We start from the raw sequence: 17,509 nt of genomic DNA on the forward strand, positions 1-17,509 counted from the left end.
ATACAACATGTACGGACAAATATGTTGATGTTTTTTCGGATTTGTTCAAAAAACGTACTAAAATTCACAATGTATATTTGCTATACTCTTATGTCCAAACCTTTCTTAAACCCTTGGATTCTTTATTACTTGCCACTAATCAATAATTACATACAACCCCTCATTATCTTTAAACATTGCATCCAAAATGATACACATATTTTTCCCCGCATTTTTTATTTACGATTTAAAATATCGTATTTTGATTACAATTGATAACCACACTACATCTCCTAATATAAAAACCAACTTTTTCTTATCTCATAAACAAAAGGTCCTATTCTCCCAAATGGAGAATAGGACCTTTAAAATTGTATACATACATTTTACTTCTTATTACGATCTGCATACACCGCCATCGCATCACGCATAAATTCCGCCAAACCTTCACCGAATTGGTCAATATTTTTTGTAAAGCGTTCATCATCGACATACATTTGTCCTAGACCTTTAAACGCATCCAATGAATAATGACCAAAGTTCTGTAAATAGTCATACCATTCTTTAATTGCTTTTTGAGCCTGCTCTGATTCAGGTGAATCATTACGAAGTGCCGCCAGTTTTCTATAGATTGCATTATATTCTTCTTGTTTCTCTCTCGTCATGTTTGCTGCTGTTTTATTTGCCTTGTCAACCGCTTCATTCCCCCAGCGTTCACGTGCTTCTTGCTCATATGGGTTTTGACTAAAATCAAAGCCCTCAAATTTTTCTTTGTTCGTCATTTGAATTTCTCCTCTCGTATGTTGAATCGTCTTATCAATCGTTGCAATCACTTTATCGAGTCTAAAGCGCTTCTCAAGCAGCATTTTACGATGCAAAACGAGTGCCTCTTCTCGATTAAATGAAGGATCATTGATAATTTCTTTAATTTTCTTTAAAGGGAAGCCAAGTTCTTTAAAAAACAGGATTTGTTGCAATGTCTCCAAATTATCGTTGGAATAAAGGCGATAACCAGATTCGGTCGTCTCCTCAGGAGTTAATAACCCAATTTCATCATAGTGATGTAGTGTGCGCACACTAATACCAACTAAATCTGCTACTTCTTTTACTTTCATTGTCATCATTTTGCCCTCCCTTAGTACATACGATAAAGTATGACGTAACGTTAGAGTCAACACAAAAAGATAAAAAATATAAAAAACGTTTTCTATTCAGTTATTAACCCAAAATAGAAGACGTTTTTCAAGTAGGATACAAATTATTTATACAATCTATTTGCGAATTGAATTAAGAATGAAATCAATAATAATAACCATAAATATTTTATTAAAATTATTTGTTATGATTTATCATAAGTTAACAATAAAGAAGGGTGATACTGTTGAATCTGAATAACGTAGTAAATATAACTATCTTACTAACAAGTGATGTACACGGTACGGTTTACCCTATTCACTATCAAAATAACGAAAAAGCAGAATTCGGATTAGCAAAACTTGCAACACGTATTGCGCAAGAACGTACCCAAAATGAACATGTAATCTTGATCGATAACGGTGATTTCATACAAGGAACTCCATTTACTTATTACTACGCCAAATATATGCAACATGAAAAACACCCCATGTCCATCATCGCCAATCATATCGGCTATGATGCAGCGATTATTGGCAATCATGAATTCAACTATGGAATGGACATATTAAACAAAGCAATTACAAATGCAAAGATGCCCTACCTAGCTGGTAACATTTTAGATAAAAAAACAATGGAGCCCTACTTTGGAAAACCCTATATCATTAAACATATACATCCTAATATAAAAATTGCGATACTAGGGGTTACAACTCACTATATCCCGAACTGGGAACAACCACAACATATTGAAAATTTAACTTTTGAAGATGCATTAAAATCAACCAAAAAATGGATTTCCTATATTCGTAAACAGGAACAACCTCATTTACTTATTGTGTCATATCACGGAGGGTTTGAACGAGATTTGCAAACTGGAGAGCCAACAGAAGTTTTAACAGGGGAAAATCAAGGATATGCAATATGTCAAGAAGTAGAAGGAATCGATGTATTGTTAACAGGACACCAACATCGCTATATTGCTCATACAAAAATAAATGGAGTGACCGTCTTACAGGCGGGCAGCAATGGGAAATCATTAGGAAAAGTACACGTCTCCTTAAAAAAGGATAATACCGAGTGGATTGTTGAGGAATGTTATTCTGAATTGTTATCTGCGGAAAATGTTCCAGCAGACGAAATGGTACTTTCACTGGCATCTGCACACGAAAACCAAACTCAGCGTTGGTTAGATCAACCCATTGGTACTATTATTGGTGATATGCTGATTCGCGATGCGATGCAAACTCGTTTGCAAGATCATCCCTTCATCGAATTTATAAATAAAGTACAGATGGATGTAGCTGGAGTGAATATTTCTTGTACAAGCTTGTTTCATAATGAATCTTCCGGCTTTCCAAACCGCATTACAATGAGAGATATTGTTTCGAATTATATTTATCCCAATACCCTAAAGGTCATTCGTGTTACAGGAAAAGATATAAAAGAGGCCCTTGAGCTATCTGCCAAATATTTCTCGTTAGATACAGATGGAAATATCATTGTAAATCCTTCATATATCAAACCAAAACCGCAGCATTATAATTACGATATGTGGGAAGGAATTTCATACATATTAAACATTTCAAAACCAGTTGGGGAAAGAGTCGTTTCCCTACAATATGAAGGGTCTCCTCTTCACTTGCATCAAGAGTATGACGTTGTCATGAACAATTATCGTGCAAGTGGTGGCGGAAATTACGTAATGTATCAAAATAAGCCCATTATAAAAGATATACCAATTGATATGTCTGAGCTCATTGCAAATTACATATTAGAACGAAAAACAATCGAAGCGATGACTAATCATAATTGGAAAGTTGTTAAATAATGAATTTTCCTATCAAACTTAAAAAAGATGGGCTGCGCCCATCTTTTAATTTAACTTTGCTTTATTTTGTTTTTTTAATTCTTTTAACTTTTTCGGCGTAACGTCTTTACCGTCTTCGTTAACAACTTTGATTGATTTCAATTCGTTTAACATGTTTTGACGAAAACCTTTTAAATATTGTTCACGGAGCGATTGACGCTCACGTTGCTCTTCTTCCGTTAAACCTTCTGCTTTTGCTTTTTTCGCTAAGAAATTAATGCGTTCAATGAGTTCGTGACTTAGCATCTCGAATCCCCTTTCTACTAAAAACTGATTATTATCATACAATAGTTACTCTTGTTTATCAAGCAATTGCTTCGTATACTCTACATACCGGCGATGTACAGTCGCTTTTGATACTTCATGACCAAAACCACGAAGCGTTGCTGCAATTTCTTCAAATGTTAATTCATTGCGGCGCAGACGAATAATCTCTTCGATAGGCACTTCTTTTTTCTCCCGACCTGTGCTTAAATGACGATTCTTTAAATTTTTCTCTGGACGAAATCCATTTTCTACAGCTCGCTTCATTCCACGTTTAATCTTTAAATTATGAATCTTTCTCTGGTATTCTTCTACTATACCAATAATATCAAGTACCATTGAATCTGCGTCAGAAAGCTGTAATTCGCCATTATGTGCATGTGTATATACTTTTACTCCTTCTTTGTGTAAACAATGCATTAAGGCGATTTTCGCATTCCCTCTCCCAAGACGTGTTTCATCTTGAATGAGAAGCACGTCAACATGTTCATCACGAATGGTATCTAACACTTCTAAAATACCATCTCGTTCTATGCTATATCCGCTCGCTTTCTCTTCTACTACTCTTACAATATTCATTTGATACTGTTTAGCTAAATGCAATAATTCATCTTTTTGGCGTGTTAATGATGTTTCCTGCGCTTCTTTCGTCGTGCTCACACGTGCATAAATAATCGCATTCATTTCATACCCTCTTCTCTATCTCACTTTTCACATCATAGTGTATCACAAACTAAGTATTTATTCGAACTTATGTTTGTAGAATATTTTTTCACATGTTATAATACAAGTAAGAAAATTTAAAGAAAACGAGGTGTAAAAAACATGGAGAAGTTAACGAAACGACAGCAAGACATTCTCGACTTCATTAAACAAAAAGTACAAGAAAAAGGTTATCCGCCTTCCGTACGTGAAATCGGTCAAGCAGTCGGTCTTGCTTCTAGCTCTACTGTGCACGGACATTTATCTCGCTTAGAGGAAAAAGGATACATTCGCCGCGATCCAACAAAACCGAGAGCCATTGAAATTTTAGGAAACGATAACATCGAAACGGATACACAACCAGTCGTTCACGTACCGATTGTCGGGAAAGTTACAGCTGGTTCACCAATTACAGCAGTTGAAAGTGTAGAAGAACATTTCCCACTTCCGGCAAACCTCGTTTCAGGCTCAGATCAAGTATTTATGTTACGTATTTCCGGAGATAGTATGATTGAAGCCGGTATTTTTGACGGAGACTTAGTTGTTGTTCGCCAACAGCAATCTGCTTACAATGGTGAGATCGTTGTCGCTTTAACAGAGGACAATGAAGCTACGGTAAAACGTTTTTACAAAGAAAAAGATCATTTCCGTTTGCAGCCAGAAAACTCTTCTTTAGAGCCTATCATTTTAGATAACGTTTCTGTTATCGGAAAAGTAATTGGTGTCTATCGTCATTTACACTAAAAACAGACCAGCTGAGCTGGTCTGTTTTTAATTCGTCTTGATTTTTACATTTCCTGCTGCTGTTTCCCCGCTAATCTGTACCTTTCCGTTCCCTAATGTAATTTCTTTATTTTCTTTCCCGAAAATCTTTACATCTCCTGCATGAGAAGAGCCCTTTACAACGGCATCTTTCGGTACTTCCTGTAGCTGAATATTGACATCTCCTGCTGCTGACTCCGCTTCAATACTATATTGCGGGTTATGCTGCGTTACCTCTATATTTCCTGCTGTTGCTTCTGCAAGTACTTTTCCTTCTACTTTATGCAAAACAATATCCCCCGCGCTAGATGAAGTATTCACGTTATTCGATTTTATTTGCTTCATTTCTACTTCACCTGCTGCTGTATGTGCGGATACATTTTCACTTTGAATGTCTCGCACTTGAATATTTCCCGCCTCTGTCTCTATTTCAACTTGATTGTATACGCGTTCAGGTACAACGACTATTAAACTTTCACCTTTGAAACCAAATGAAAAAAAAGAAAAATCAAATATATGTTTCTTTTTTGTTTTCACTTCCACTTGTAGCGTTTCGCCCTTCTCATTTACGTCTAACTTTCGTTTTTCCTGATCACCATTATACCGAACTTCAAATGAATCAGTCTTTCCTTTTTCAATTACAACATCTCCTACATCTGTGTCAACGTTGATATTTTTAATTTGATCATTTTTAAATTGTTTCTGTTCCAATTTCTTTGTTCCCGCTGACCCATTCACAGATTTCATAAAAAAAGCTGATCCTGCAAAAAATAAACCAATTCCTCCAATCACAATACAGACAAGTGCTATGAATACAATTTTCCTCATTTTATCTACTCCCCTTTAATTACTTTTAAATTCCAATTGGCGTATTTGACAAAAAGCGTTTTAAACCAAACTGTACAATAATAAGCACCAATCCCTAAAAGTAAACCAATACCTAAGAGTAAAATAGAAACGAATACATCAGATAAAATAAAAATTTGAGCAAAAATAATTTTTGTTAACACAAGTAAAGGTGATAAAACAAATACAGCACTAACTGTCCAAAGTGTTAAAATAAGACTTCCGATTGTTAATAACGGGGCTAATACAACAACTAAATTTAAAAAACTGAGTCCAATGATTGCCACAATCGCTCTTGCTACATTAGAAAAAGTTGGATTATGCTTCACCTGCTCTAAGCGATGAGACGCTAACGTTTCCTTAGCAATTGTTTTAGGCGAACCAAGAGCTTTTATAATTTCCGCTTCTGTTTTCCCTTCTTCTATTCCAAATTGAAAATGTTCCTCGTAATCATATAAAATATCGTTCCGTTCTTCTTCTGGCAGCTTTCTAAGGTGTTCTGATAATTCATGAAGAAATTGGTCTTTAGTCATTTGCTACACCTCTTCAATAATTTCTTGTACTCCCCTTGCAAAATCACGCCACTCTGTCACAAGCGCATAGAGTTGCTCTGCACCTTGATTTGTTAACTGATAATATTTCCGCGGAGGCCCTTCCGATGATTCCTTTAAATATGTCTGAAAGTACCCTTCTTTCGTTAGACGACGTAACAATGGATACACTGATCCTTCTGATATTAAAAACTTATTTGAAATTTGCTGAACTAATTCATAGCCATAGCAATCTCGTTTCCTTACAAGCGCAAGAACGCAAAGCTCCAATACACCTTTTTTAAATTGAACGTTCAAGGGCAATCCTCCTTCCCAATTCAGTACTATTCAATACAAGGTACTTAATTAACCATAATATACCATTTAGTACTGAATATTACAAGGTACTATTCCAATTTTTATAAAATAAAGTAAAAATTAGGCGGATGAGGGTTTCTTTATCTCTCCCGCCCCATTGAGATATAAATCTTATTACCCATTAATACGGGTGAAAGACAAACTACTCACACTTTTTTCTTCCCTAACCAAACTGTAATTATTGGCATATAAAAGTTTTAGAGAGATTTCTATCTTTTCTAAGGAGGTATTTTAATCATGTATTCTTTTTATCCACCCAAAGTAATATTTCCCTTTCAGGGCACTCCCTACAATCATATTTCGCCTTGTGTTCTTCCTTCAATGGTTTCATATTCATCAATTCATAACCCATCTTATCCTTTAGATTATATGAAATCAGTTCCTGTTTCATCACAAGCCCCGTTTCCTTTTCAGATTCAATCCAAGGAAGCAGCAACGAGAGGATCATGGACTCCTTTTCCTTGGGTTGAAGAATATGCATACGCTTTTGCAGGACCTTATAATAAATCCGAAGTTGCTCTCACATTTGATGACGGTCCCGATCTCCTATATACTCCACAAGTATTAGATAAGTTAAAAAAATATGGTGTAAAAGCTACATTTTTTTTGCTAGGTGAAAATGCCGAAAGATATCCTGAAGTTGTAAAACGAATTGTTAACGAGGGACACATCGTGGGGAATCATACTTATAACCACCCTAACTTGGCAAAAATAAGTGATGAGCAATATCATGAACAAATTTTAAAAACAGAAAACATATTACAAAAACTAATAGGATATTCTCCGAAACTATTCCGTCCGCCTTATGGCATTATAAATGAAGATCAAGTTAAGTGGGCTACTGAACAAAACTTTATGATTATTCAATGGAGTGTCGATACATTAGATTGGAAAGGGTTAAACGCTGAGGTAATTACTAACACAGTATTAGGAAATACCTTCCCTGGAAGTATTCTCTTGCAACACTCTGCACCAGGTGGGAAACTACAAGGTTCTGTAAATGCCCTTGATCAATTTATTCCTGACCTTACATCTAAAGGTGCACGCTTTGTGACTCTTCCAAAAATGTTTAATACTTCAAAACAAAGAAAATAAAATTTCTATTTAAAAAGGACCGTCTTTGACGATCCTTTTAAACTACATCTCCCGTTACTAACATAGGACTTTTTTGAAGGCTATCGGAACGCAGGCTATACGCAACTACTTTCTTCTTGTTCTGTTTGAACACATCAACGTGATCGTTGTAACTGTATATAGAAAACCTAACGTCTTTTTTGCCCCTCTTAGTATCAATAACCAATGGAGTACCGCTGCTCTGTGGAGGAAAATAATATTTCTCTAAAAATAACGCTTCGTTAAAATGATTAATAACTTGAATTTTATCTTCACCTTCTAAGCATTTTCCGTCGATGGTTACGGTGACAGCAGCTTCATTAAGTTTTGGATGCAATTCAAATTTGCTGACAAACGATTCCACAACAGAGGTTGGAAGACTCGTCACTATTAATTTAATAGCAAAAAAAAGAATCAACGAAAGTATAAACCAGGTCGTCATATTTTATCATCTCCGTTACATTCTAAAATAATATTATTACATAACTCATATTTTGGATCAGCCGATAGACATATAAAAACAGGGCATAATAACACATTATTTACCAACTGCTTACAATTTCTATATTATCATAGTGCATATAGTGAATTTGTGTACATTATGTGAAACTTGTTAAAATTATGAGAAAGTATCAACGGCAAATGAGGACCCTAACTAAATCTTTCTATTTTTATAATACAGTATAAACTCACGTAGAAAAGCACTCTTTCAGGTGTCTAAAAAATATAATTTATCGTAAGCTATCGCGAATCGCTTTTAGGAGTTTCGCCACATGTTCATCAACCTAATGAAAACAGGTACCCCCAACGAGAAAATTGATATCAATTGAAGTAAATGATGAAAGTAAAATCTAAATGATTAAACTCTATTTACTTTCATAGAACTAACAAACTCGTAAAATATTTGTTAGTTCGTTCCCCTATCATTATACTTACTAACGCTACAATACTAACTTCTGCTATAATAAAGAACATTAAAAAAGGACCATCCACTCTTCTCGCATCATATACAAGGCTTGTCTTATAATCTGTCCAAATACCTAGAAATGCACCAATAGTAATTGAACTACCCCCACCTACCGCTTCACGCTTGAGGTGGGGGTCTTCTCGCCAGATATGATAAAACATCAATTCACCAAGAAATTTTTTCAACCTTCAGCACACCATTTTTTGCAACCAAAAACCCCCTAATACCTAATGTATCAAGGGGTTGAAACTCTTAGTAAAGAGTCATATATTGATCGCGTTCCCATTGGTGAACTTGTGTGCGGAACATATCCCACTCAATTTCTTTTGCTTCGATGAAATGCTCAAGTAAATGTTCACCTAATGCACCGCAAATAATTTCATTTGATTTTAATTCATTTAATGCTTGTGCTAATGTAGCTGGTAAGTCAATGATACCTGCTTGTTCACGTTCTTCTGGTGTCATCACATAAATATTGCGATCTACTGCAGGTGGTACCGCTAGTTTATTTTTAATTCCGTCAAGACCTGCTGCTAATAATACAGCCATTGCTAAGTATGGGTTTGCAGCTGGATCAACGCTACGTACTTCTACACGTGTACTTACACCGCGAGATGCAGGGATACGGATTAATGGGCTACGGTTTTGTGCAGACCATGCTACGTAACAAGGTGCTTCATATCCAGGTACTAAACGCTTGTAAGAGTTTACAGTTGGGTTTGTTACCGCTGTAAAGCTTGATGCGTGTTTCAAAATACCTGCGATGAAGTGGCGAGCATCGTCGCTTAATTGTAAATCACCGTTTTGATCATAGAATACGTTCTCACCATTTTTGAATAGTGATAAGTTACAGTGCATACCAGAGCCGTTTACACCAAATAGCGGTTTTGGCATGAATGTTGCATGTAAACCATGTTTACGCGCGATTGTTTTTACAACAAGTTTAAATGTTTGAATATCGTCACACGCTCTAATTGCACTTGCATATTTGAAATCAATTTCGTGTTGCCCTGGTGCAACTTCATGGTGAGATGCTTCGATTTCAAAGCCCATTTCTTCAAGTTCAAGAACGATATCACGACGGCAGTTTTCTCCTAAATCCATTGGTGCAAGGTCGAAGTATCCACCGTTATCATTTAATTCTAATGTTGGATTTCCTTTTTCATCAACTTTAAATAAGAAGAACTCTGGCTCTGGTCCAAGATTAAAATCAGTGAAGCCTAGTGCTTCCATTTCTTTTAACATACGTTTTAAGTTATTACGTGGGTCACCATCAAACGGTGTACCGTCCGCAGTGTAAATATCACAAATTAATCGTGCTACTTTTCCTTTTTCAGCAGTCCATGGGAATACTACCCATGTATCTAGGTCTGGATATAAGTACATGTCAGATTCTTCGATACGAACAAATCCTTCAATAGAAGATCCGTCAAACATCATTTTGTTATCTAGAGCTTTTGTTAACTGACTAACTGGAATTTCTACGTTTTTAATACTTCCTAAAAGATCCGTAAATTGTAGACGGATATACTTTACATTCTCTTCTTTCGCCAAGCGGAAAATATCTTCTTTTGTGTACTTTGCCATTTTAAATTCCTCCTTAGTCCCTCTAAACATCTTGAAAATTATCAATCATCAATGGAAAAACCTTGAAATATCACCTTGTCGTAAAGACGTTCGATTAAACCTGCCTGTATGTTGCAGTTCATCTCGAAGAATTTTACGAAGCTCAGATTTCGAAATTTCTTTCACTTCTTCTCTTACTTGTATCACTTCTGATTGATTTTCCTTCATTTGTAGTACTTGCTTAATACCAGCCATGTTTAAACCTTGATCTAACAAATCTTTAATCTCTAACAATTTATCTACATCGTTAAATGAAAATAATCTACGATTTCCTTTTGTACGGGTTGGGGAAATCAATTTATGTTCTTCATAATAACGAATTTGACGCGCAGATAATTGTGTTAAATCCATAACTATACTTATTGGAAACAGCGGGGCAGAACGTCGATCATGTTGTGTCACTTCAGTTCCTCCTTCGCCTTAACTTGATTCTCATTTTATATTATGTTATGTATCCTGTCAACAGATGTTAGCTTTTCTTACATGATTTTTTTTAAAAATTTTTTCACACTTATTAAAATGTCTCAATTACCTACTTATATACAAAAAAGCTACCAAAATTGGCAGCTTTCATTTAAGAAATTACTAATAGATTTTTTTCAATAAGCGCATCAATAGCAGAACAAATCGCAATCTTCACATGCGAATACGTTAAGCCCCCCTGTACATACGCAACATAAGGCGGACGAATTGGACCATCTGCTGATAATTCAATACTCGCACCTTGAATAAATGTACCTGCAGCCATAATCACATCATCTTCATATCCAGGCATATAATTCGGATACGGCGTAAAATGCGAATTGATTGGTGATGCATATTGAATTGCTTGGCAAAATGCAATCATGCGTTCTTTATCATCAAATTGAACAGATTGTATTAAATCTGTTCGCGGTGCATTCCAAGTTGGCGATGTATTCATACCAAGCTGTTCTAAAAAGGCCGCTGTAAAGATTGCACCTTTTAATGCTTGACCAGCAACATGAGGCGCTAAGAAAAATCCTTGATACATCTCTTGTAAACTATATAAAGATGCACCAGCCTCCGCTCCGATGCCTGGAGATGTTAAACGATATGCACATGCTTCCACATATTGTTCTTTCCCAACAATGTAACCGCCCGTTTTCACGATGCCGCCACCTGGATTTTTAATAAGTGAACCCGCCATTAAATCCGCACCGACATGACATGGTTCAAGCTCTTCTACAAATTCTCCGTAACAGTTGTCTATGAACACAACGACATCAGGCTTAATTTCTTTTACAAATGCAATCATTTCTTTAATTTCGGCAATTGTAAATGACGGGCGAGTTGCATATCCCTTCGAACGCTGAATTCCAATCATTTTTGTATTTTCATGAATCGCCGCTTGCACTGCAGCAAAATCAACACGTCCCTCTTCTGTTAAAGCAACTGCCTGGTAACCGATGTTATACTCTTTAAATGAGCCAACACCTTTCCCGCGAACACCAACAATTTCTTCTAACGTATCATACGGCTTCCCAGTTATATATAACAATTCGTCACCAGGGCGTAAAATCCCAAACAACGCTGTAGAGATTGCGTGAGTTCCAGAAATAATTTGCGGCCGTACAAGACCTGCTTCTGCCCCGAACACATCAGCATACACTTTTTCTAACGTATCACGACCGATATCATCATAGCCGTACCCTGTTGTCGGAATAAAGTGTGAGTCACTAATTTTATAACTACGAAAACTTTCTAATACACGAAATTGATTACTTTCAATTACTTCATCAATGCGTTTATGTATGTCTGCAATTTGCATTTCAACTTCTTTTACAATTGGAGCAATCTTTTCCCCATTCTTCAATCGATTAAACATCTTCTTTCTCTTCTCCTTTTCTGGCTGAATATCTATTGATTTGTCCGTTTAGCGGAGAATGAGCAAAAATATACCCTGTACATTCGTATACTTGCTTCTCTTCTTGAAACGTCATTTCTGTTAATACTGTTTCTGTTCTTAAAAGTGTCAACAATCTGCCTTCGCTTACCGGAATCCTTAATTCATATGAATCCATCCGCTTCATCATTTCTATTTCTACAACTTTTTTTAATTTCTCTAAATCCGCCGCATCAAAAGCACTCGTCATAATAAAATCATTCTTTGGGAATGGGATGAAGTTCGGATGTAACTTATCTTTTTTATTGTACACTGTAATAATTGGAATGTGGTCAAACTCAAGATCTTGCAGTAATTTTTTCACTGTCTCCTCATGCCCAATGTAATTTGGATCAGCTGAATCGATAACATGCAAAATAACATCCGCTTCATTTACTTCTTCTAGCGTGGAACGAAACGCTGCAACTAACGATGTTGGTAAATCTTGAATAAATCCAACTGTATCTGTTAATAAAACTGTATATCCACACGGCAACTGCATTTTACGCGTCGTCGGATCAAGTGTTGCAAACAATAAATCTTCCTCGAATGTATCAGCCGCCGTTAATCTGTTAAACAACGTAGATTTCCCAGCGTTTGTGTATCCAACTAAAGAAACTTGAAAGACTTGATTTTCTTTACGACGTTCACGATATCTCTTGCGGTGCTCTACCACACCAGAAAGCTGCCTTTTAATCTCATCGATACGAGAGCGAATATGACGACGATCCGTTTCTAACTTCGTTTCCCCTGGACCTCTTGTACCAATACCGCCACCAAGACGAGATAAAGCTTGTCCTTGTCCCACAAGACGAGGCAACGCATATTGAAGCTGCGCAAGTTCCACTTGTAATTTACCTTCTCTTGATTTCGCGCGCTGAGCAAAAATATCTAATATAAGCTGTGTACGATCAATGACTCTCGCGTCTAACTGTGCTGATAAATTTCGAATTTGACTCGGTGTTAATTCATTATTAAAAATAACAACATCTGGTTCTAGTTCTTCTACAAGTAGAGAAAGTTCTTCTAACTTCCCCTTCCCAACATACGTTGCCGGATGAAACTTAGAACGCTTTTGCGTCGTTGAAACCAACACTTCTGCTTGTGCGGTTTTCGCTAATGATGCTAATTCTTCCATCGAGTGTTCAAAACGTTCATCATCATCTTGCGGCAATTGACAGCCAACTAGTATCACTTTTTCTTTTTCTTCTATCAAATATGCTCACTCATCCTTTTCGAAAATTAAACCTTCTAATATAATAGCAGAGTAAGAACATTTCATCTAGTTAGTGAGGGAGAATTTCATGGCATGGGATTTATTTAGCATCATTGGTACAATTGCCTTCGCTTTAAGCGGAGCAATCATCGCGATGGAAGAAGAATACGATATTTTTGGGGTTTATATTTTAGGAATGGCAACTGCATTCGGGGGAGGAGCACTGCGTAATTTATTAATCGGTTATCCAATTGATGCGTTTTGGAAACAAGATATGTTATTTGAAATTGCAATTTTATCAATGACTATTATATTTTTATTCCCAAACAAACTTATCAAACATTGGAAACGCTGGGAAAATATCACTGATGCAATCGGTTTATCCGCTTTCGCAATTCAAGGTGCATTATATGCACAAAAACTAAACTTACCAATCAGTGCAACGATTGTTGCAGCTGTGTTAACAGGAATTGGCGGCGGTATTATCCGTGATTTATTGGCACGTCGTAAACCGCTCGTACTACGAGCTGAGGTTTATGCATTTTGGACGATTTTAGCTGGTTTTTTAATTGGAGCTAAAATCGTTACGAGTGACTGGGCATTATACGTTTTATTCGTTCTTATCGTATGTTTCCGTATGATTTCTATTCATTACAAATGGCATCTGCCACATCGCAGTGTAGAAAAGATAGAACATTTCAATGATAAAGTGAAACTTTAATCAGTGAGGAGGATCTTCCATTCCCCACTGATCATTAATTGAACCTATCAGGCACATATCAGCAGTTATCTCCACCTGTCTTCTTTATTTTCTTTGATCCTTAAGGTGGAGGTCTTACTGCCCGTTAATGCCGGATAAATAACAAATCAACCCTTTACTTCTGTAAAGGGTTTTTCTATTTCCCTTCGCTCTAACCAGAGATGAAATCTTAATTAAAAGTGCTGACCATCAATAGTGACAAAAAAATGCCACTAATAGAAGTTGTACTTTATTGCATGTTTTTTGTACCTATCCGTAAATACTATTTCTTAAAGAGAGGTGAGATAAATGACAAAACACGTAAATAAAGGTGCACAAAGAAGTTCCGTAGATCAATCTGGACATGATTTAAATTCAGCTTACGAAAAAAGCAAAAAAATGGAGAAATATCATAGAGAGTACCAACAAAAAGTCAAAGAAGAATAGGAGTGATATAGGATGGCAAAAGGAAATAACAAAAGCAACCGAGGACAACACAGTAGCGTTAACCCACAAGGAATTGCATCAGATGTAGCAGATCAAAGCCCAAAAAGTAAATTAGAACAACGCGCAAAAACAAAGAATACAAAATAAAACACGAAGCGTTACGCTTCGTGTTTTATTTTAAGCAATTTATCCTGCTACTTTTAAGCAGTAAAAGTTTCACTTTATAAACCGTGTGTTTCTTCTTCAAGTGTTAAATCACTACTTGAAATCGTAATTAAATCATATTTATCATACGCTTCTTCCTGAAGTAATCTCATCGCTTGTGTACGAATGGACTTTTCCACAATATTACGAACATAACGTCCGTTGCTAAAAGAAGTAATATGCGATGAATATTTTACCGCATTTAAATGATCACGAAGATTCCACTCTGCCTCTTTTGATAATTGATACTCCCGTTCATCGTACATACGTTTTCCAATTTCTAATAATTGATTGACCGTGTAATCAGAAAATTCAATAATGAAAGGGAAACGGGATTGTAACCCTGGATTTAGTGATAGAAAATGGTTCATCTCACGTGAGTACCCTGCTAAAATAAGTACAAAAGCATGCTGCTTATCTTCCATATGTTTAACGAGCGTATCAATCGCTTCTTTTCCAAAATCTTTTTCACCGCCACGCGCAAGCGAATAGGCCTCATCAATAAACAAAATCCCGCCCATTGCTTTTCGAATAAGATCACGTGTTTTTTGTGCAGTATGCCCAATATATTCACCAACTAAGTCCGCCCGTTCCGCTTCAACTAAATGCCCTTTTGATAAAACATTCATTTCAAACAATAATTTCCCAATCATTCTAGCAACAGTTGTTTTCCCCGTTCCTGGATTACCTTTAAATAACATATGAAGGACTTGTTTCTCTGATTTCAACCCCATTTCTTGCCGTTTTTTATTTACATAAATCCATGCGTAAATTTCCTTTATAATTTTTTTAATTTCCTGCATTCCAACAAGCTTGCTCATTTCTTCTTCAATCCGTTGTAACATTTCATGTTTTGTAACAGTTTCGTTTGAAAGATTTGGCTTTTGTTCTGGCGAAGAAACAGAAATTTTCTTTCGGTGATTTAGCACAATGTTAATTTGATTATTATTCTTCTTTCGCATCGACTGTTCCATACAATCACCTCACCTTTATCATTTCACTGACGATTATTGTCAAAATTTGCGCTTTCCCAAGAAATAAACTTTTTCTGAAAATTTTTGGTATAATGTAAGAAAACTAGGGTGGTGGGACTATGACAACAAAAGAACTTGATGATACAGTACAAGCTTTCTCTGCTTATTTATTCAACAAGGGTCGGAAGCCTTCAACTATTAAGCGATACGTCTATGACATTGAAGATTTTGTTCATTGGTTACAAAAGAACAAAAAAATTTCTTCTAATAATATATGGGGGACTCTTTGTACAAAAGACTATGAAGATTATTTTTCAGACTTAAAAATGAAACGTCATTACTCCGAAAAAACAATGCACCGTGTTTTTATTGTCTTAAATCGACTGTATGATTTTTTAAACCTACCTAGCCCACTTAAAAATATGGAACTTGTTATACAGCCAGATCGAGCATTACGAGATGCAGATTTCATTTCAACACAAGAAGAACAGCGTTTAAAATATATTTTAACTTCTTTAGAAGGGCTTTCAGACAAACAACGTCCTGTACGTCCGTTACTCATGGATCGAAACGTATGTATTATTATGATTTTGCTTGATTACGGTTTATCACTACAAGAGCTCGTTTCACTAAATATGCATCACGTTCATTTTGAAAATAATACATTATCTATTCCAGCTGTATCCGGAATAGAACGAATCATTACATTAACAGAAGAAGATAAAAAAAAGTTATATCATTACTACAAGAAAATTCCCGAACCAGTACGTCCAAAATACCATAGCACAGATCCATTATTTGTAGCTTTTGATTTTAACCGAAATACATTCCGCTGGGTATACGAAAATGACGCTCCAAAAGCATTAACAGAAATTGCTGTACAAAAAATGATTCGGCTTGAAGTAGCACGCGCCGGGCTGCGAAAAGGAATTTCTGGTCAACATTTACGAAATACATTTATTTTACGCCTCATCCAAAACCATGTTCCAGAACAAGAAATTATGAAGCGAATTGGTTTCAAATCAAAGATTTCATTAAAAAGATATTATAACTATGCAAAACAAAAAGAAAACGCCTCATAATAGGCGTTTTTGTTATTTTTCATAGAAACTGCTCGTTCTCCTATTCCTTTTTATATGCTACTTGCATCTACTATGATAGGTTTTTCACTATCACAATTAGGAAGGAGACTTTCAATGTCTTATTTTAAAGCCAATCAGAAAAAAATCTCAAAACCTTATTTTCCAAAACAATCTGACCGACTTCCAGCTGTTCATTACACCCCTGCTCCAGAATCGTACGGTAACCTTTTTTCAAAAACACTAAATGACTTAACTGCTATAATTCCAACTGCATTTTCGAACCCATCACAATCTAACATGAAGAAACTTATAAACATATTAGAAATACTAAAAGGGGGGCTGAAACGTTTAAACTTAACACTTACACAGCAAGAAACTGGCATTGCGATTGTCGAAAATTTAATTACCATTTTGAACGAGAAACCTTTTGCAGCAAATACACTATATATTGAATTACAAAATTTACTCAACTTTTCACTGCATATTACAAAATTATCTATGATGAATCATCATGGATTCGAAAATATCATTGAGCAAACAGAAGAATTACAAATAACTTTACTACAAATTACGCCAATCGGAATGAATGGCCAATTTCAAGGTAACCATGAACTTCTAGACGAACTCAACCTCCAGGGTAAACTCGAACTTTTAGACGAACAGGAACTTTCAGAAGAACTCAGACTCCAGGATGGACTTGAACTTTTAGACGAACAGGAACTTTCAGAAGAACTCGGTCTCCAGGATGGACTTGAACTTTTAGACGAACAGGA

General features: G+C 35.9%; 21 protein-coding genes. 8 read left to right on the forward strand and 13 right to left on the reverse strand.

Going from position 1 to position 17,509, the window contains the following annotated elements; all coding sequences use genetic code 11:
* Window positions 1-365: 365 nt before the first annotated feature.
* Window positions 366-1,100: a MerR family transcriptional regulator gene (locus tag CN326_RS21950; RefSeq protein WP_098311096.1), complete on the reverse strand. Its 735-nt coding sequence runs from the start codon at window positions 1,098-1,100 to the stop codon at window positions 366-368.
* A 260-nt stretch (window positions 1,101-1,360) separates the two neighbouring features.
* On the opposite strand from CN326_RS21950, the gene CN326_RS21955 reads away from it, so the two are divergent.
* Window positions 1,361-2,944: a bifunctional metallophosphatase/5'-nucleotidase gene (locus CN326_RS21955; RefSeq protein ID WP_098311097.1), complete on the forward strand. Its 1,584-nt coding sequence runs from the start codon at window positions 1,361-1,363 to the stop codon at window positions 2,942-2,944.
* Window positions 2,945-2,989: 45 nt separating this feature from the next.
* On the opposite strand, the gene CN326_RS21960 is transcribed toward CN326_RS21955, so the two are convergent.
* Complete coding sequence (locus CN326_RS21960) at window positions 2,990-3,229, reverse strand: DUF896 domain-containing protein (protein ID WP_098311098.1); 240 nt, start codon at window positions 3,227-3,229, stop codon at window positions 2,990-2,992.
* Between the two features lie 45 nt (window positions 3,230-3,274).
* On the reverse strand, window positions 3,275-3,931 hold the full coding sequence (locus CN326_RS21965) for a YneB family resolvase-like protein (RefSeq protein WP_098311099.1): 657 nt from the start codon (window positions 3,929-3,931) through the stop codon (window positions 3,275-3,277).
* A 141-nt stretch (window positions 3,932-4,072) separates the two neighbouring features.
* Here CN326_RS21965 and lexA point away from each other — a divergent pair, with 141 nt between their 5' ends.
* Window positions 4,073-4,693: a transcriptional repressor LexA gene (lexA, locus tag CN326_RS21970; protein WP_098311100.1), complete on the forward strand. Its 621-nt coding sequence runs from the start codon at window positions 4,073-4,075 to the stop codon at window positions 4,691-4,693.
* 27 nt (window positions 4,694-4,720) lie between these two features.
* On the opposite strand, the gene CN326_RS21975 is transcribed toward lexA, so the two are convergent.
* The 3 genes from CN326_RS21975 to CN326_RS21985 are packed head-to-tail and all read right to left on the reverse strand — an operon-like array spanning window position 4,721 to window position 6,405.
* On the reverse strand, window positions 4,721-5,539 hold the full coding sequence (locus CN326_RS21975) for a DUF4097 family beta strand repeat-containing protein (protein ID WP_098311101.1): 819 nt from the start codon (window positions 5,537-5,539) through the stop codon (window positions 4,721-4,723).
* Between the two features lie 5 nt (window positions 5,540-5,544).
* Window positions 5,545-6,090: an HAAS signaling domain-containing protein gene (locus tag CN326_RS21980; RefSeq protein ID WP_098311102.1), complete on the reverse strand. Its 546-nt coding sequence runs from the start codon at window positions 6,088-6,090 to the stop codon at window positions 5,545-5,547.
* Between the two features lie 3 nt (window positions 6,091-6,093).
* Entirely contained in the window at window positions 6,094-6,405 is a 312-nt protein-coding gene (locus CN326_RS21985; RefSeq protein ID WP_141525102.1) for a PadR family transcriptional regulator, read from the reverse strand.
* Between the two features lie 297 nt (window positions 6,406-6,702).
* Here CN326_RS21985 and CN326_RS21990 point away from each other — a divergent pair, with 297 nt between their 5' ends.
* Window positions 6,703-7,560, forward strand: coding sequence for a peptidoglycan-N-acetylglucosamine deacetylase (locus CN326_RS21990; protein ID WP_098311104.1), 858 nt, complete (start codon window positions 6,703-6,705; stop codon window positions 7,558-7,560).
* A 37-nt stretch (window positions 7,561-7,597) separates the two neighbouring features.
* Here the strand turns inward: CN326_RS21990 and CN326_RS21995 are convergent, their stop codons facing one another.
* From CN326_RS21995 to hflX, 6 genes are all read right to left on the reverse strand, one after another.
* Entirely contained in the window at window positions 7,598-8,020 is a 423-nt protein-coding gene (locus tag CN326_RS21995; RefSeq protein ID WP_098311105.1) for a YfmQ family protein, read from the reverse strand.
* Window positions 8,021-8,454: 434 nt separating this feature from the next.
* Window positions 8,455-8,730, reverse strand: coding sequence for a hypothetical protein (locus tag CN326_RS22000; protein WP_098311106.1), 276 nt, complete (start codon window positions 8,728-8,730; stop codon window positions 8,455-8,457).
* A gap of 67 nt (window positions 8,731-8,797) precedes the next feature.
* Window positions 8,798-10,132: a type I glutamate--ammonia ligase gene (gene glnA, locus CN326_RS22005; RefSeq protein WP_098311107.1), complete on the reverse strand. Its 1,335-nt coding sequence runs from the start codon at window positions 10,130-10,132 to the stop codon at window positions 8,798-8,800.
* A gap of 48 nt (window positions 10,133-10,180) precedes the next feature.
* On the reverse strand, window positions 10,181-10,522 hold the full coding sequence (locus CN326_RS22010) for a MerR family transcriptional regulator (protein ID WP_098311113.1): 342 nt from the start codon (window positions 10,520-10,522) through the stop codon (window positions 10,181-10,183).
* Window positions 10,523-10,745: 223 nt separating this feature from the next.
* Entirely contained in the window at window positions 10,746-12,017 is a 1,272-nt protein-coding gene (locus tag CN326_RS22015; RefSeq protein WP_098311108.1) for a methionine gamma-lyase family protein, read from the reverse strand.
* On the reverse strand, window positions 12,010-13,287 hold the full coding sequence (gene hflX / locus CN326_RS22020) for a GTPase HflX (protein WP_141525103.1): 1,278 nt from the start codon (window positions 13,285-13,287) through the stop codon (window positions 12,010-12,012). Before hflX ends, CN326_RS22015 begins: the two co-directional genes overlap by 8 nt.
* Window positions 13,288-13,378: 91 nt before the next feature.
* Between hflX and CN326_RS22025 the strand changes: the two genes are divergently transcribed.
* The 3 genes from CN326_RS22025 (at window position 13,379) to CN326_RS25280 (ending at window position 14,623) form a co-directional block, all read left to right on the forward strand.
* Window positions 13,379-14,011: a trimeric intracellular cation channel family protein gene (locus CN326_RS22025; RefSeq protein WP_098311110.1), complete on the forward strand. Its 633-nt coding sequence runs from the start codon at window positions 13,379-13,381 to the stop codon at window positions 14,009-14,011.
* Window positions 14,012-14,338: 327 nt separating this feature from the next.
* The gene (locus tag CN326_RS24795) at window positions 14,339-14,476 is read left to right on the forward strand and encodes a hypothetical protein (protein WP_176524747.1); all 138 of its coding nucleotides are present in this window, start codon (window positions 14,339-14,341) and stop codon (window positions 14,474-14,476) included.
* 12 nt (window positions 14,477-14,488) lie between these two features.
* Window positions 14,489-14,623: a hypothetical protein gene (locus CN326_RS25280; RefSeq protein ID WP_255258187.1), complete on the forward strand. Its 135-nt coding sequence runs from the start codon at window positions 14,489-14,491 to the stop codon at window positions 14,621-14,623.
* Window positions 14,624-14,697: 74 nt separating this feature from the next.
* Here the strand turns inward: CN326_RS25280 and spoVK are convergent, their stop codons facing one another.
* A complete protein-coding gene (gene spoVK / locus CN326_RS22030; RefSeq protein WP_098311111.1) occupies window positions 14,698-15,654 on the reverse strand; it encodes a stage V sporulation protein K in 957 nt (318 codons plus the stop codon).
* Between the two features lie 119 nt (window positions 15,655-15,773).
* Here spoVK and CN326_RS22035 point away from each other — a divergent pair, with 119 nt between their 5' ends.
* Entirely contained in the window at window positions 15,774-16,736 is a 963-nt protein-coding gene (locus tag CN326_RS22035; RefSeq protein ID WP_098311112.1) for a tyrosine-type recombinase/integrase, read from the forward strand.
* A 114-nt stretch (window positions 16,737-16,850) separates the two neighbouring features.
* Window positions 16,851-17,509 (forward strand): collagen-like repeat preface domain-containing protein (locus CN326_RS22040; protein WP_176524749.1); only part of this gene is annotated, 659 nt, incomplete at its 3' end.

The organism is Bacillus sp. AFS018417 (genome assembly GCF_002560985.1).
Lineage (GTDB): Bacteria > Bacillota > Bacilli > Bacillales > Bacillaceae_G > Bacillus_A > Bacillus_A rhizoplanae.

What these genes read in the sequence shown, in the direction of transcription:
- CN326_RS22035 (WP_098311112.1), top strand. Translation starts at nt 15,774, where the DNA reads ATGACAACAAAAGAACTTGATGATACAGTACAAGCTTTCTCTGCTTAT.
- CN326_RS22015 (WP_098311108.1), bottom strand. Translation starts at nt 12,017, where the DNA reads ATGTTTAATCGATTGAAGAATGGGGAAAAGATTGCTCCAATTGTAAAA.
- spoVK (WP_098311111.1), bottom strand. Translation starts at nt 15,654, where the DNA reads ATGGAACAGTCGATGCGAAAGAAGAATAATAATCAAATTAACATTGTG.
- CN326_RS25280 (WP_255258187.1), top strand. Translation starts at nt 14,489, where the DNA reads ATGGCAAAAGGAAATAACAAAAGCAACCGAGGACAACACAGTAGCGTT.
- CN326_RS21950 (WP_098311096.1), bottom strand. Translation starts at nt 1,100, where the DNA reads ATGACAATGAAAGTAAAAGAAGTAGCAGATTTAGTTGGTATTAGTGTG.
- CN326_RS21975 (WP_098311101.1), bottom strand. Translation starts at nt 5,539, where the DNA reads ATGAGGAAAATTGTATTCATAGCACTTGTCTGTATTGTGATTGGAGGA.
- lexA (WP_098311100.1), top strand. Translation starts at nt 4,073, where the DNA reads ATGGAGAAGTTAACGAAACGACAGCAAGACATTCTCGACTTCATTAAA.
- CN326_RS24795 (WP_176524747.1), top strand. Translation starts at nt 14,339, where the DNA reads ATGACAAAACACGTAAATAAAGGTGCACAAAGAAGTTCCGTAGATCAA.
- CN326_RS21995 (WP_098311105.1), bottom strand. Translation starts at nt 8,020, where the DNA reads ATGACGACCTGGTTTATACTTTCGTTGATTCTTTTTTTTGCTATTAAA.
- CN326_RS21960 (WP_098311098.1), bottom strand. Translation starts at nt 3,229, where the DNA reads ATGCTAAGTCACGAACTCATTGAACGCATTAATTTCTTAGCGAAAAAA.
- CN326_RS21965 (WP_098311099.1), bottom strand. Translation starts at nt 3,931, where the DNA reads ATGAATGCGATTATTTATGCACGTGTGAGCACGACGAAAGAAGCGCAG.
- CN326_RS22010 (WP_098311113.1), bottom strand. Translation starts at nt 10,522, where the DNA reads ATGGATTTAACACAATTATCTGCGCGTCAAATTCGTTATTATGAAGAA.
- CN326_RS21980 (WP_098311102.1), bottom strand. Translation starts at nt 6,090, where the DNA reads ATGACTAAAGACCAATTTCTTCATGAATTATCAGAACACCTTAGAAAG.
- glnA (WP_098311107.1), bottom strand. Translation starts at nt 10,132, where the DNA reads ATGGCAAAGTACACAAAAGAAGATATTTTCCGCTTGGCGAAAGAAGAG.
- CN326_RS21990 (WP_098311104.1), top strand. Translation starts at nt 6,703, where the DNA reads ATGTATTCTTTTTATCCACCCAAAGTAATATTTCCCTTTCAGGGCACT.
- CN326_RS22025 (WP_098311110.1), top strand. Translation starts at nt 13,379, where the DNA reads ATGGCATGGGATTTATTTAGCATCATTGGTACAATTGCCTTCGCTTTA.